Source organism: Pseudoalteromonas sp. S2755 (genome assembly GCF_005886535.1).
GTDB lineage: Bacteria > Pseudomonadota > Gammaproteobacteria > Enterobacterales > Alteromonadaceae > Pseudoalteromonas.
In genome coordinates this window covers 21628-36730 of sequence record NZ_PNDS01000019.1, presented here as the reverse complement: position 1 = coordinate 36730, position 15103 = coordinate 21628, and the positions used below count along the sequence as shown (strand labels likewise).

Below are 15103 nucleotides of genomic sequence, written 5' to 3'. Positions count from 1 at the left end.
AAAATCGCTCACCCCCAAAATCGACAAGCATATGCAACAAGCCGCCCAAGAAATCGGACAGCGAGTTAATAAAGCGCTGGATGAATATCAAGGCCAACCACCAATTCGAGGCGTTACCGACAAGCCCACCAAAGCCAAAGCCGATGAATTGGAGCCGCCAAAAGGGAATGAGCTGCCGGGGGCTGGAACAACTCAAACTGATAAAACAAAACCCAAATTAACTAACCGTAAAGACAATAAATTACAACTTATTGATGGAAAGCCCCCTCGGAACGCAGAATTTGCAGGACAAAACTACAGTTTAGATATACATAAAAATACGATCTTGAAACAAAGGCTAGATGCAATGCAGCCAAGAAAAAGGAAAATCAGAGAGTTAAAATTAAAAGAGCTTGCTGAAAAGTATCCTGATGGTGTTAACTTTACCGAAAAAGGTTTTGCGGATTTCAGACCTTATATTATGAAGTATAAAGGTTATCTTGTAGAGGTTGATATAAAAAAATTAAACCCAGACCCTACATCCGGTAGAGGAACATCAGGTTCACAGCTGGACATGAGAAACGCGAATCAATTGATGGAAAATATAGATCCAGCTTGGAAGCAACCGTCGACACATACCTGGCATCATGTAGAGAACTCCACAAAGCTGCAATTAATTCCAAGTGACTTACACTCAACAGTGGGTCACTCTGGCGGTCGAAATACTTACTCATTTTAGGAAATTAGAATGAACTTTGAAAACAGTTATCCAAAAACAAGCTTACTTGAGATTCAAGAGCTCTGTCATGAACTTGAACTTCAGTTCCCCAAAGAATATGTTGATTTTCTTCTAAAGTTTAATGGTGGTCAGCCTACTAAAAATCAGTTTACTAAACAAAATTCTGACGGTGAATTACTTTTTGACTTTGACATTAATGTTTTATTTGGAATTGGTAAAAATGATACTAGCTTTGATTTGTTAACTATGTTCTCTATTTATTGCGATAGGATTCCTGAAGAGCTACTGCCTATTGGTAATGATGGTGTTGGTAATGTTATTTGCATTGGTGTAGATGGCGCGCAGAAAGGAGGAGTATTCATATGGTGGAAAGATAAGCAAGTTGATGAAGGTGCCGATCCCGACTATGAAAATGTAGATATACTTGCTCCATCATTTACTGACTTCTTAGCAGGCTTTAACGTTTCCTAATTTTCTAACTGAGTTGTAAAGCTAGTAGTTAGCTTTACAACCCTTCCCATCTAAATAGTAAAAAGTCGGTGATTGCTGATGCAGCAACCAACCTAGACGTCACCGCCAATCAAATTGACGTCAGCGCCGAACAAAATATCACCCTTAAGGCGGGCCGCAGCCATCGCAGTGTTATCCAAAGCGATATCAACCTCAAGGCAGACAACAACCTCACCATCACCGCTCCCGCGGGAAGTCAAATCATTCAAAGCCAAGGTAATATCACGATTAAAGGCAGTGGCTCTGGCAACCTCACTCTTGCCAATGGCGGCAGTGAAATCAGCATTGACTCAAGTGGTAACGTCAACATCTTTGCAGACAAGTTACTGACCTTAAAAGGCAAAGCCATGACCGTGTTTGACGGTAGCATGGAGCAAGATATTGGTGGTAAACAAAGCGCCACGATGCCGAGTGTGCCGCAAATAGCACATTTAGCTGAAAATCAACGCTTGTCGTTAACCGCTGATGGCGTGGCATCACTTGCTGATAAAACCATTGACCTTTCGTATTTTTATAGCGATGGCACACCAGTAGAAGACATTGATTACGAAGTCGTGATGGATAACGGCAAAAGATACACAGGCCAGCTTAGTGGCGGTACCGCAGAAATCATTGATGTGCCCTCAGGGAATTATACCGTGAGTTATATCGGCGAAGACGAAGAGAAGATTATCTCGTTACGCCAAGAGCTTCGCACGGCCCTTGACCAAATGGTTGCAGAAATCCGCAAGCAAGCTGAAATTCAAGAGCGCCTGATTGATGACGAAAACCTTGGACTGCAAGGACTTATCTATAGCGGTGCTTTCTTATACGGGCTTTATCAGCAAGGAGAAAGCATTGTAACGGGAGTTGCAGACTTAGTAGAAGGCACAGCTGGAGCAATTTATGATGTTGGCGCAGCAACTTTCCGTATTTTGGGCCACCTTGCAACTGGCGATGTGGAAGCTATGCGAGCAGAGTTACAGCAAATTATGTCAACTGCCTCAGAGTCTATTAATGGCATCGTTGAAGCGTTTGAAACATTAGTTATTATTGCAGAAGATGAAGAAGCGCGTACTTTACTTGCAAATTTCCCAGCACGTTACTTTAATGCTCATTCCAGTGTTGAACGCACCAGAATGGCTGGTCGCTTGTCGTTTGAAATACTGCTTGCCCTTGCCACCTTTGGTAGTGGTGCAGTGGTTTCTGCTATCGCTAAATCCAATTACTTTGTTAAAGCAACCCGCGCATTGGAAAAGCTCACTCAAGCCACCAAATTAAAACGCTTAAATTACACTCGCTCGGGTACAACTGAAAAAGTACAATTAGACCGGATCTCAAAGGTCGAAACCGACATTGACGACGTTAAAAGAATTGAGTCTGTCGCACCCGCCTCAGTTGCATTAAAAGTTAACCCTAGGACACATGTTCAAATATTATTGGATGACTTTTTAAGTGATGCCCCAGAGCATGTAAAGAATAATTACCGGGTTGCATTACGAGATGGAAAACCGTATATAACAAGACGAAACCAAACGGTCAGTGACCAATTGCAGTATGTTGACGGCCAAATTGTTTTCGCTTCGAATAGAATTGATACACCTAATAAAGTCTTGCAACGCTTGAAGGTTGACCACAAATCTCTCACTCCAGCGGCAAAACAAAAGCTTAGGACGCTAGAAGCACAAAGAAATCAAGCCATCGCCAAACGCGATGCCGCATTAAAGTCTGGTAATGCAGAGCACCTTAAAGCAGCATATAAAGATATGCGTGCAGCCAGTGAAGAGCTGGGTGAAGAAGCCGCCCGGATCTTCGTAGAACAAAATTACCCAGGAGCAACACCACTGAGGTCAAAGTTACTCACAGATGGTAAGCAAGGACAATTTGACCAATTATATCAAACCGAAGACGGTAGACTCCTAGTTATTGAAGCCAAAGGTGGTATTGCAACTTGGGGGAGTCGAATGGCCGGAACAAAGCGTGCTCAGCAAGGCTCAAGAGCCTATATGGATTCAATTTTTAAGAATTACGAGAAGAAACTAACAGAATATATAGCTGACCCGAAATATGGTGACCCAAATGAGGCTAAGTTTAACGAGCAGGTTAAAGAGTTGAGTAAAATGCTTGATGAGTATGAGAGCGCTATTGAAATGGAAGATTTTATTGACAACCCTATCGAATATATTGGTGTACAGCAGAAAGTCTCGGGTACAGAGGTAAAAGAAGCTATTGATGCAACCATTTTTGATATTAAAAATATTTGAAGGATAGAAAATGATTAAGAATCATTACACTTATGCACCTGACACCTATAAAAGAAGTCAAGAACTTTACAATAAATTGTCAGATGACAGGGTTATTGAGGGGATCAAGAATAAACCTCACACTGCCATTTCTAGGTTGTATAAAAAGAACTTAAAAACGCTTTTTATTGAAGCTCTTGAGCATCCAAATAGCCAAAATGCGTGGAAATATCTAGTACGTGCACAAGAACTAAGCTTAGGTGTTTTTCAATCCAATGATAACCCTGGAAAGCCATTCAAACTTCACTATGATAATCAACTAATTGAGCTCAATGGTGCACTAGACTCGGAAGAAGCCGATATATTTAACTGGCCTACTGCAATGTACCTCGCAATAATTACGCGAAATCAAGATGCGATTGATTATCTAACTCAAGTTGATGATTCAGTTTTTAAAGCGGCTAACTATGCTGAGCAATTCACTCCTTTTGATTACGCTCTAGTTGATTTGCTCAAATCCATTTTTACGCCTGACGCAGACTTAGCCTCGGCAATTGAAAAAGCACTAATTACCAGTAATCCAGACGATTACAAATACGATGAGGCTTATCACTATGCTAGTAGACTCTACTGGCCCGTAGTTTCTGTCATTTTAGGTATATTTACCGATGATGGTGGTGTGGAGTTTAACCAAGCGATTGAAAAAGCGACGCTACTTCATAAAGAATTCTACGATACCAAAGAAGAGAAATTTGAAATTGATGGCGCACTATCCATCCCGCTAATCGCAATGGCTGCATTAGCAAAAGACATTAAAGATTACGACTTGACCACAGAAAATGGCTATATACCTGATTGGTTGGTAAACCCTAACCCACCAAAATGATTAAGGTAAATTAAAAAAAGAAGTCTAATTTGCTAAATCACACACTTTAACAACATGGACGTTACAAGGCTAGGTTCAATCACCTTCCTAGCCAGCACTTCTCACCACATTTCTTTTGCTGCTTTCGTTTACATGTTTAATTAGAGAAACCACGGTAGCTAACTTTCAACTGTTTTATTGAGATGGTATGCAGTGGTAAGACAAAGCCATAAATAGTCGCTCCTGAAACCAGTTTAATTTATTGAATTACTTGAAGATCTAAACGATCTTACTACCCTCTAATTGCAACTTTTTTGAATCACACAACCAAAACATTGCAATTTGAGTGTAAAAATGAAACCAAAACCAACCATACAAACACCACAAAAGCACCTGTTTCAAATCGAGCTTATTGATATTGTTTCACCCCGTCATGAGCTAGTGAAGCTAGCAAAACTCATTGATTGGCAGCGCCTAGAGATTGAATTTAAACAGCACTATGGCGATAAAGGCGCTGGCGCCAAGCCTATTCGTCTACTTGCGGGCCTCGAATACCTGAAACAAATTCACAAACTGTCTGACGAAAACACGGTGGCCATGTGGTGCGAAAACCCCTATTGGCAATATTTTTGTGGCATGCAATTTTTTACGCATGAGCCGCCTTGCGATCCCAGTTCGATGACACGCTTTCGCAAGCGAATTGGTGAGGATGGTGTTGAGTTAATGCTGTCACTCACGGTAGATGCGGGCCTTAAAAGTAATACAATTGAGCCTTCAAGCTTGCGAGAAGTGGTCGTAGACAGTACCGTCATGGAGAAAAATATCGCCCATCCAACAGATAGTAAACTACTAGAAAAATGCCGCAATAAACTGGTTGGCTTCGCTAAGCAAGCTTGCATTGTGCTTAGGCAAAGTTATGAACTAGTAGGCCCTAAGGCCGCGCAAAAGGTGGCAAGTTATGCGCATGCCAAACAATTCAAACGCATGAAGAAGACACTGAAAAAACAGAAAAACTATCTCAGGCGAGTGATGAAAGACATCTTGAGAAAAATCACTGAGCAGCCAAGCCAGGCGTTTATCCATGCCCTACAACAGGCCGAGCGGCTATTAAAGCAAGAAAAAACGAGTAAAAACAAACTCTATAGCCTACATGAACCCGATGTTGAATGTATCGCCAAGGGAAAAAGCGCAAAGCCATATGAGTTTGGTGTCAAAGTGAGTGTCGCGACAACATTGAAAGAGCAGTTTGTGGTCTGCGCTCATGCAATACACGGCAATCCCTATGATGGTGACACGTTATGGGAAACGTTGAGAATTGTAGAAAATGTCACGGATAAAAGACCATACAGCTGTTTTGTAGACAGGGGTTATCGAGGACATTTAGCAACGCGTTATGATGTGTATATTGCAGGGCAAAAGCGCGGTGTGACGCCGAGTATTAAGAAAAAACTCAAGCGACGCAATGCGATAGAGCCAATCATCGGGCACATGAAACAAGACGGTCACTTAGGGCTTAACCGCTTAAAAGGAAAGCTCGGTGACAAACTGAATGCGGTGCTTGCGGGTGTAGGCCAAAACTGCCGTAAAGTTCTAGCCCAACTGCGGCTTTTTTATGCCTGGATTTTATATCAGCTATTAGCGGTAAAAAGCGCAGTGCAATAACAGAACTGTCGATAAAGATGATGCTCAGTCTGGATTGATTGAATTCGGCTAGCCTAAGCATAAAACGTCAATATTCAGGAGCGACTACGTAGCAGGTATAGCTTACTTTTACGTTCAACTAAGCTTACAATCGCGCCTGTCCCTTGCTTGCCTAAAACGGTATCAGCCTCCCAGTCACCAAATCGCTTTTTCGTATCGACGATGGCTGGCCGATGTTCAATGTCTACGCGATTCGGAATTATGACTCGCTTGGCTCGACTGCCTTTTCGATATTTGCGGTGACCATGGCGCAACTGCTTAAACAGCTTGCCACCACGTAATTTATCACGCTGCACAAAACCGTAAATCCACTCATGGCTAACAGAGTAACCAATCATTTTACCCACGCCTGCGATCTGTTCAGGACTCCATTTTTGACTCAACCCGAACTCTACGAATGTGACAGTCAGCCCTGAAATATTATACTTCGCTGCCTGACATCGGCGCTTCATCGTTTTAGCGTGGGCGACCTCTGGTAGATAATGATTATCCCGAATTCTATTGCGCCGAACTTCGCGGCTTATCGTGCTGTGGCTAACACTCAGCCGCTTTCCAATTTCCCGGTAACTAAAACCCTCGCGTAAGTATGCCTCTATCTGGTATCTTTGTCCTTCGATCAACTGCTTGTAACTCATGGTAACTACTCTTGTTTTTTGGCGATTACAGAGTACCACCAACAGGCAGTTGATCTCTCCTCACCGATTAACCATGAGTGGTGCACTTATTATCTGAATTCGGGGGGCTTAATCAAATCTGACTGTCGTATAAAGGCCAAATTCGGCGGTTCAACAGCAACTTCATATCTTAATCTAATTGCGATAACGGACACTCAACCAACTCGTATTTGGACAAAACGAGTTGGGAGAACGTCTGTATTAGGTTTATTTCGCATAAAAATTTCTATGGCGCGAAGTTAATGGCCTTGTTAGTAGCTATGTCCAAAGCGCCCACCTGATATGAATTAAACGAATTAGCATCTGGTTTTCTTCTTGATACTTTTCTTCGCTACAAGGATTATCATCTTCCTCATAAGATTGCCACCAAGCATACAACGCTTCTAGTTCCTTCTTGGCTGCTCGGTGTTTATCATCAGCGTCCCAATCAGTATGCCCGCTTAATAACTCTTCCTTTTCTACGCAATCAGAAAGTAGCTGAAAACAAGCATGGAGCATGACGGAATCTTTATCCCGCCATCCTTCATTAAGAGTATCAATTTTCAAAATATTTCCAGGTTCCACGGACTTCCTTTTGGCTATTAACGCCGCGAGAAGGGGCGCGCTTTAGCGCGTCACTCTTGCTTGCCTTGTTATATTTTCAATATTTTTTAGAAAATTGGTACCTACACCATTACGATGTACATTGCCGTCGGTAATTGGCAAACTTTGCTCGCCTCGTTCTTTGGCTAATTTAAGACGTACACCAAAGAACAATGTCCGTGACAAACGAAGAATACGTAAAAGCACTTCAGTTTCTAGATTATGCTTGGGATGGTCATTCTCACCAGTAAGCGTTGCTTTATCATTGTGCGCCAGAACGAGGTCCCTGTAGTCTTTTACGTTTAATGATGCCTTGATTTCAGCTATTTCGTCTCGATGGTTTTGCAGCCCGTGGTCAATATAGCTAGCATATTTCTTTGCGAGGTGATACTGACTCAGATACTCATAGGTAGCTTCTGACGTTTTGTAATTCTCACCATCGTATAACAGTCGCGCCAATGACATTACGATATCGTTGTGTAGGGATCGCTGTATTATTCTGGTTGCTTCAGAGGACAACCCAGAAATAATTTTTATAGTTTCTTGTTCACCGTAGATTTCATCATAAAAATATACTGCTGTAGTAAGCCTATCTAGCTCTACGATGAACCTGTCAATATCTAACATTCATTGCTCCGATGCTTACGAATCCGACTTTATTGACTTGCTATATCACGCTGCTCTTTGATGCTTGACAATATATGCGCTAATTTTTCTTTCGTTTTTTTAATAGGTAATTGTTGAGATAAATCTACCTCACCATTACTTACTGCTGCTTCAATAGATTTTTCCATTTTTTGGCAGGCTCGTTGAAATGCGACTTGATTGCCCTTGGATAGTTTTTCATAACAAGAGCTGTAGAAGTCATTGTAAATATCTACTTGTCTATATTTATAAACATCGTTATCTAATCTATCTAATAAAGCGTGCGCTTTTGAAAATCCTTCAAATATTTTATGAGGCTCATTTTCCTTCATTGTAACCAATAAGTGTAACCTAGCCTGTTGAGTATCTATATTGCTTGTATGATATCTATCTTTCTTCATTGCAAGGGCATACGCCGAGTCTAGAAATTGCTGGGCTTTTGAATATTCTTTAAAAGTTATATTAGCCATTCCGTACTGTAGCCAAAAGTGCGGATCACTTTTAAGCCAATTAACTGAAACCTTTAAATTCTCATAGTATCGTTTTAAGTTACCTTTCTTATTTGTATCCGACAATAACCTTTCAACAAAGGAGAATCTTAAAGTTGCAAGAAATATGGTCCGCTGTTCGTAATCTTTTACTTTGTATTCATTAAATCGTTTAGCAATCTTCTGTAAAGTAGATGTCACATACGAAGCAGAAAAATGATGTCTAATAAGAGATAAACAGAACAAACTAGATTTTGTTTTTATTCCATCCCCATTCATATGGAATAAGTTTTTGAAGTTTTTGTTATTTTTTAATTCTGAAGAATATATTTTATCATTTCCTGATATATCAGAAATCATGCTGCTTCTACAAGGTATATCAAGTACTTCAGATAATGCTATAGCAAATATAGTATCCTTAATTTCATCATCACCTATTAGAGGCAGTAGTTCGTTTGAAACTCGATCTCTAAATTGCGGGGAGTTAAACAAATTTAATAATGTTAAAGATAACTGAGAGTTGTTTTTAGACCTTATATACCTGACTTTTTGATCTTTTGACAACCCCGCTTTATCACCCCACATACCCAAATTATCAATAATATCTACTAAAGCTAAAATTTCATTCTCAGCTAGTTCATCAAGGCAAACTTCACTATATTCAAATTTTATTTCTTTTAAATGAGGGCGAAGTCGTTCATGCTCTGCTGTACGAGATGTAGCGATAATATTGATGTTGTCAGGCAATGAAAATGAATAATGTTTTAGTAGATCAAGATATCGTTCATATCCATCTAATGTCACTATAATTTTTTTACCTAATTTTGAAAGGTGATCAATATCAGAAATATAATCACCCTCGATGTCATCTACGAAATAACATTCAAAAGAACTTGTGGTCAAATAACTATGTAGTTGAGATGCTAAAATACTTTTACCATTACCCATATCACTATATAAAACAACATTTTTACCATTGACTACAAACTCTTTAACCAATTCTAAACTTTCTCTCACGACAAGAGAAGGGATCACTTGCTCGCTCAACACTGCGTCATCAATAGAAGCTGAACTTATATGACCGAACATTATCATAGCTTCCACGTCAGCATCTCTGACCTCAATCTTATCGTGAGATAAGTTATATGGAGCTAGGGATTGGAGGTGATACTCAGAATCATACCCAGAAATACTTTCTGAGTTTTCTGTTATTAATTCAGCGAAACCTTCTACTCCAATAGGAATAATATTGCCGAATTTGGATAAAGTAAAAGATGTCTTAGGGTTAGGGTTCTCACGTGTTATAAAATATGTTTTTTCTTTTAATTCGCTGTTTTCAAACAATATTTTTTGTATTTCAATATCATACATTGAGTAGCCCACAAAAACTATTGCGCTACATCGCTCTAGATCTTTTTTAAAATAATAGTGCCAGTCTGATTTTGTAAAAGAGTCAGGAGAAATGTAAGACGAAGTAGATAATTTGAATGTGGATTCAATACTATCTTCATTTAAACTATCAATTGAACCATTCAAATGTATACACAAACTTTCTTTTTTATAATAAGTACCCGTAGGAAAGCTAACATCAATACATTCAACTAAGTTTCCTAGCTTGGCTGATGCCATCTCGATACTTTTATCATAATTAGTTGTATAAAAACGACGCCATTTAGCACTGCAAATTTCGTCATGAATTCTATGAGTTTGTGTGAGAGTGTACTTTTTTTTAAGTAACTGAATTAGTTCGGATACATTATGATTTTCAATGTAATAGTCTGTTGCAAAGCGAAGGTCATCGTCTGTCGGGAAGCCTCCCAGTTTACAAATTTCATGAGCTAAATCCTTAGCAGCAGACGGCTCTTCGTCATTAACATTTTTTGTCAGGCTAGAGAAGCCAGCCCCTGTAAATAATATTGCTTGACCTGTTGAAATACGTTCAATTAATTCACTTGTATCAACATCTTGTTTTTTTAATTTTGTTCTATCTATGCAAATGTCCAAGATTCACCATTCCTTTTAAGTGATATAACATTTTATTCGTGCGCATGCGCGTTTACCTCGTTGGACCAGTGAAAACGCGCGCAGTTAACTATCAGTATGTAAAGAACTTATCAGCATTCTGCTAAATATACCATCTGGAAAAATGCGCATGCGCGTTTCCCAAACCTATTATTTCAAATCGAAAATAAATAACCTATTGATAAAAAATAATATTTTTAATTTATTCATGCGTAAACGCGCAAAAATTTTTTCATTATTTCCCTTGATATCCGAGAACTCCAGATAACACTGTATATATATACAGCAATATGAGCTAAGGAGTTACCATGAGTCTAAAAAGCCCATTTCTGAAAGGTCTTCAGGAAGAAATGCGTATGCGTGGTTACAGCATTAGAACAGAAAAAACCTACCTATATTGGATTAAGGCATTCATTAACTTTCACCACAAGCGTCACCCTGAAACAATGGGAACGGAAGAGGTTACACAATTTTTAACCTTCCTTGCCAACCAACGAAATGGAGCAGGAATGAGCTGACTAACCGGCCGCTATGTATAATGAAGCTGACATTGACGACCGTCTCTTGTTTGCTCGAAGGCGAAGTCTAAACCCACTCTTTTTAACTGTAAGATCGGATATGATACTACCCTGTTTAACATGCACGAGCGTTGTTAGGGTTACTCTATCCTATGCTTGATCACCATTCGAAAAGGTGTGCCATTTTTGAAATTGTTTTCAAGCCAATGCCATGGCTATTACGCTTAGCATATAAGTGCTGTAGGGACTTATCTTTAATTTCGCCAACAATGACTTCTTTCACTTGATAACCCATTGCCACGGCAGCTGACGCATAAGCAACAAATTCCCATTTCTTGATATTGGTGTTATCAACAACGACCAAAGGGATACCTTCAGCTAGGGCATTAATAAACCGAGCTAAGTTTAAGTTGTGATATTCTGAAAGGCGTTGTTTTTCAAAATGATACTCGCCGTTTTCATTAAGAAAATAATCATCGGTTGAACAGATAAAATACTGTGTTTCATCGCCGGAGACGAGGTCGTCGGCTAGCGTTTGCGCATAATGCGATTTTCCAGAGCCAGGTAGACCCCTCAAAATAAAAACTTGTTTCATCGAGTTTTGAACGTCACTGTTAGTATTAATAAAGCTATTTTTATCATCGAACATTCATAATGCCACAGTCCGACTGTTTTTTCATGGCTTTTACTCATTCTTTTCAGCCCAGTTTTTGCATTTCAGTGTTTTTTTATTTGTCCATCGCAGGTAAGATACGGCTTACATGACGATAAGACACTCTGTCTTTTAATTTACAAATAAAAAATAAATCATTTGGAGTAAAGATGAGCCACACAGCGATAACGGAGCTACTAGCAGGCACCGTTGCGGTTGACAGCCAAGTAACAGTAAAAGGCTGGATCCGTACACGACGTGATTCAAAAGCAGGTATTTCATTTCTAGCCGTTCATGACGGTTCTTGTTTTGACCCTATTCAAGCCGTAGTCCCTAATTCGCTGAATAATTATGACGAAGTGACTCGTCTTACTGCTGGGTGTTCAGTAGCGGTGACTGGTGTGCTTGTACAATCACAAGGTCAAGGTCAATCTTTTGAGATCCAAGCGAACAGCGTTGAGGTATTAGGCTGGGTTGAGAATCCAGATTCATACCCAATGGCTGCAAAACGCCACAGTATTGAATACTTACGCGAACATGCGCACCTTCGCCCTCGCACTAATGTTATGGGCGCGGTTACGCGTGTACGTAACTGTCTTGCACAAGCTATTCACCGTTTCTATCATGAGCGTGGCTACCAGTGGATCAGCACGCCTATCATTACCGCAAGTGACTGTGAAGGCGCAGGCGAGATGTTCCGTGTATCTACACTTGATATGAATAACCTACCACGCACAGACAAAGGCGATGTAGACTATTCAGAAGACTTTTTTGGTAAAGAAGCATTCTTGACCGTATCTGGTCAGCTTAATGGTGAAACATACGCGAGTGCCCTTTCAAAAATCTATACTTTTGGTCCAACATTCCGTGCTGAAAACTCAAACACTTCTCGTCACTTAGCAGAGTTTTGGATGGTTGAGCCTGAAGTGGCATTCGCCGACCTTAACGACATCGCAGCGCTTGCAGAAGACATGTTGAAGTATGTGTTTAAAGCAGTACTTGACGAACGTCGTGATGATATGGAGTTTTTCGCACAGCGCATCGAAAAAGATGCCATTACTCGCCTAGAATCATTCATCGATAAAGACTTTGCTCAGGTAGATTACACAGACGCTATCGAAATTCTAAAAGCATGTGATAAAGAATTTGAATTCCCTGTTGAGTGGGGCGTCGACTTACAATCAGAGCACGAACGTTACCTAGCTGAAGTACACTTTAACGCACCAGTAGTTATCAAAAACTACCCTCGTGATATCAAAGCATTCTACATGCGCCAAAACGAAGACGGTAAAACCGTTGCTGCTATGGACGTCGTTGCGCCTGGTATTGGTGAAATCATTGGTGGCTCACAGCGTGAAGAGCGTTTAGATGTGCTAGATGCGCGTCTTGAAGAGATGGGCTTAAACAAAGAAGATTACAGCTGGTACCGTGACCTACGTAAGTATGGAACAGTGCCTCACTCAGGCTTTGGCCTTGGCTTTGAGCGCTTGGTTGCTTATGTTACTGGTATGGGCAACGTACGTGACGTTATTGCCTTCCCTCGTACTAAAGGCAGCGCGACTTACTAAAGTCTTGTCGAACAGCCAAAGTTGTATTTTCAGCAGCTTTGGCTAAACGCAAAAAGGCCTTCATTAAGAAGGCCTTTTTTGATCACGCGAAGTTATTATAAAACTTCTAGTAGCTCAACGTCGAAAATTAGCGTTGAGAAAGGTGCGATTGCAGCACCTGCACCACGCTCGCCGTATGCAAGCTCATGCGGTACGTATAGACGCCATTTTGAACCCGCAGGCATCATTTGAAGTGCTTCAGTCCAACCTTTGATCACGCCATTTACTGGGAATTCAGCTGGTTGGCCGCGCTCGTAAGAGCTGTCAAAAGTCGTACCGTTGATTAGAGTACCGTGGTAATGAACGCGTACTTTTGAATCTTCAACAGGCTTATCACCTTCGCCAGTTTCAACTACTTCATACTGAAGACCTGACTCAGTTACCGTTACTTCAGCACGCTTTGCATTTTCTTCTAGAAATGCAACACCTTCAGCAGCTAACACTTTAGCTTCTTCTTCACGACGCTGTTGGATTTCAGCATTGATCTTCTCAAATGCCGCTTGAATTTCAGGGATCTCAACGCGGAAGCTGTCACCAGCATAAGCGTCTTTCATCCCTTCGAATACAGAGTTAAGGTTTAGACCTTCAAAAGGGTTTGCTTTAAGTTGCTCACCCATTTGTAAACCAATACCGTAACTCGCTTTATCTGCGTCTGTGTTGAATTGAGACATAGTCTTTCCATATTTTTTTATTAACAAGAATCTTAGATTGTATCACAGCCAAAATAGGCAAGATACCGGAGCTGCTTGATTATCAAGCAGTCGAGCTATTCGTCGGACACAAAAAAACCGCTAACTAGCGGCTTTCTCTTCGGCGTATTGTTTGAGTTTTTTCATTGCAAAGGTTGCAAATGGCAGCAATAATACAAGACCAATATTAAGCTCATCACTGTACTCTCCCAAGCTACCAACAAAGTAGTGTCCAAATCCAACCACACCAAATAATGCAATAACCACACTGGCGATTTCTGGCCAAGATTTTTCATATTTGGTGATCAGATGACCAACAAGGCAATTGAATAAAAAAACATGCAGCAGCGTCATTGTGATACCAGGGTCTTGTTGCGAATCAATCGACAACGTTAGCGCCATATTTAGACCACTAAGATAAAAATAACTAAATACAATCCAAATAGAACTATGTTTTATTATTGCCATGTTACTAGCCGCAGACATACACGCCTCCAAACGAAAAAAACCGCCATTTGGAGGCGGTTTTGGGAATGAGGTGGCGGAGAGATAGGGATTTGAACCCTAGATACGCTATTAACGTATGCCGGTTTTCAAGACCGGTGCTTTCAACCACTCAGCCATCTCTCCGTTGTTGGCGCGCATTTTATGGAGTTATCCATCGGTTGTAAAGCACTATTTCAATTTTTGCATTCAAAAGCGTAAATAATAGCCGAATAATCAATAATATTGCTTTGGCCTTTTGGCAATGTAAGCAAAAATACAACTGGCGATAACCATTGCTATCACGATGATCCCCGAATCAATCATACCAATGACTGCATTTTTTGCAGGCAGCACTTTTTCAATGATAACCGGAATAGATGAAAACAACACTACGGTACTGAGCACTTTGAATGCTCTGGAAAAATCAAATCGCTTGGTGTAACTCATCCATGTTGTTAGTAATCCTAATACCAAGATAGGCGCTAATAGCCCCATCCATATCTCACTGGTATAACTCGATAATGCAACGGTTGCCGTGCATCCTATCAAGCTCCAAATAATCCAGGCGGTCCAATTTTCCCGTTCTTTTAAAAATAAATTACCCATGACACATCTTCTTTCAATTAGCTTGTTATTTTTATTATTGTTATAGAAAACAGGATTTACTGTCTTAGAGTAGCAAACATAATGGCTATAAAACAACCACATCGGTTGTGACAGTTTA

General features: G+C 40.4%; 13 protein-coding genes, 1 tRNA gene and 2 pseudogenes. 7 read left to right on the top strand and 9 right to left on the bottom strand.

The genetic code is table 11. From position 1 onward, the window contains the following. The 5 genes from CWC03_RS03950 to CWC03_RS03930 form a co-directional block, all read left to right on the top strand. The coding region (locus tag CWC03_RS03950) for an HNH endonuclease signature motif containing protein (protein WP_138580665.1) at nucleotides 1–718 on the top strand (718 nt) is incomplete at its 5' end. Nucleotides 719–727: 9 nt separating this feature from the next. Next, complete coding sequence (locus CWC03_RS03945; RefSeq protein WP_102058210.1) at nucleotides 728–1189, top strand: SMI1/KNR4 family protein; 462 nt, start codon at nucleotides 728–730, stop codon at nucleotides 1187–1189. Between the two features lie 68 nt (nucleotides 1190–1257). Further along, nucleotides 1258–3471 carry a hypothetical protein gene (locus CWC03_RS23740; RefSeq protein ID WP_249313942.1) on the top strand — a complete coding sequence of 738 codons (2214 nt, stop codon included), beginning with the start codon at nucleotides 1258–1260 and terminating at the stop codon, nucleotides 3469–3471. A gap of 10 nt (nucleotides 3472–3481) precedes the next feature. Further along, a complete protein-coding gene (locus tag CWC03_RS03935) occupies nucleotides 3482–4336 on the top strand; it encodes an immunity 49 family protein (protein WP_138580664.1) in 855 nt (284 codons plus the stop codon). A 333-nt stretch (nucleotides 4337–4669) separates the two neighbouring features. After that, nucleotides 4670–5977, top strand: a complete 1308-nt coding sequence (locus tag CWC03_RS03930) for an IS5 family transposase (RefSeq protein WP_138580663.1) — start codon at nucleotides 4670–4672, stop codon at nucleotides 5975–5977. An 86-nt stretch (nucleotides 5978–6063) separates the two neighbouring features. Here CWC03_RS03930 and CWC03_RS03925 read toward each other — a convergent pair. The 4 genes and pseudogenes from CWC03_RS03925 to CWC03_RS03910 form a co-directional block, all read right to left on the bottom strand. Then, nucleotides 6064–6651, bottom strand: a pseudogene (locus CWC03_RS03925) (IS30 family transposase); the annotation flags it as partial. Between the two features lie 297 nt (nucleotides 6652–6948). Then, entirely contained in the window at nucleotides 6949–7254 is a 306-nt protein-coding gene (locus CWC03_RS03920; protein ID WP_138580662.1) for a hypothetical protein, read from the bottom strand. Between the two features lie 42 nt (nucleotides 7255–7296). Then, complete coding sequence (locus CWC03_RS03915; protein WP_138580661.1) at nucleotides 7297–7899, bottom strand: AbiU2 domain-containing protein; 603 nt, start codon at nucleotides 7897–7899, stop codon at nucleotides 7297–7299. Between the two features lie 29 nt (nucleotides 7900–7928). After that, the gene (locus CWC03_RS03910; protein WP_138580660.1) at nucleotides 7929–10409 is read right to left on the bottom strand and encodes an SIR2 family protein; all 2481 of its coding nucleotides are present in this window, start codon (nucleotides 10407–10409) and stop codon (nucleotides 7929–7931) included. 326 nt (nucleotides 10410–10735) lie between these two features. Between CWC03_RS03910 and CWC03_RS03905 the strand changes: the two are divergent. Then, nucleotides 10736–10933: pseudogene (locus CWC03_RS03905) on the top strand (site-specific integrase); the annotation flags it as partial. Nucleotides 10934–11105: 172 nt separating this feature from the next. Here CWC03_RS03905 and CWC03_RS03900 read toward each other — a convergent pair. After that, nucleotides 11106–11540, bottom strand: coding sequence for an AAA family ATPase (locus tag CWC03_RS03900; RefSeq protein WP_026000942.1), 435 nt, complete (start codon nucleotides 11538–11540; stop codon nucleotides 11106–11108). Between the two features lie 227 nt (nucleotides 11541–11767). Here CWC03_RS03900 and asnS point away from each other — a divergent pair, with 227 nt between their 5' ends. Further along, the gene (gene asnS, locus CWC03_RS03895; protein WP_010379069.1) at nucleotides 11768–13165 is read left to right on the top strand and encodes an asparagine--tRNA ligase; all 1398 of its coding nucleotides are present in this window, start codon (nucleotides 11768–11770) and stop codon (nucleotides 13163–13165) included. Nucleotides 13166–13260: 95 nt separating this feature from the next. Here asnS and bamJ read toward each other — a convergent pair whose 3' ends face one another. From bamJ to CWC03_RS03875, 4 genes are all read right to left on the bottom strand, one after another. Further along, entirely contained in the window at nucleotides 13261–13875 is a 615-nt protein-coding gene (gene bamJ, locus CWC03_RS03890; protein WP_010379072.1) for a BamJ family beta-barrel-assembly machinery protein, read from the bottom strand. Between the two features lie 120 nt (nucleotides 13876–13995). After that, on the bottom strand, nucleotides 13996–14379 hold the full coding sequence (locus CWC03_RS03885; RefSeq protein ID WP_138580659.1) for a hypothetical protein: 384 nt from the start codon (nucleotides 14377–14379) through the stop codon (nucleotides 13996–13998). A 53-nt stretch (nucleotides 14380–14432) separates the two neighbouring features. Further along, nucleotides 14433–14523: transfer RNA gene (locus CWC03_RS03880), tRNA-Ser, on the bottom strand. Between the two features lie 90 nt (nucleotides 14524–14613). Then, on the bottom strand, nucleotides 14614–14985 hold the full coding sequence (locus tag CWC03_RS03875) for a hypothetical protein (protein ID WP_010379077.1): 372 nt from the start codon (nucleotides 14983–14985) through the stop codon (nucleotides 14614–14616). Nucleotides 14986–15103: the final 118 nt, after the last annotated feature.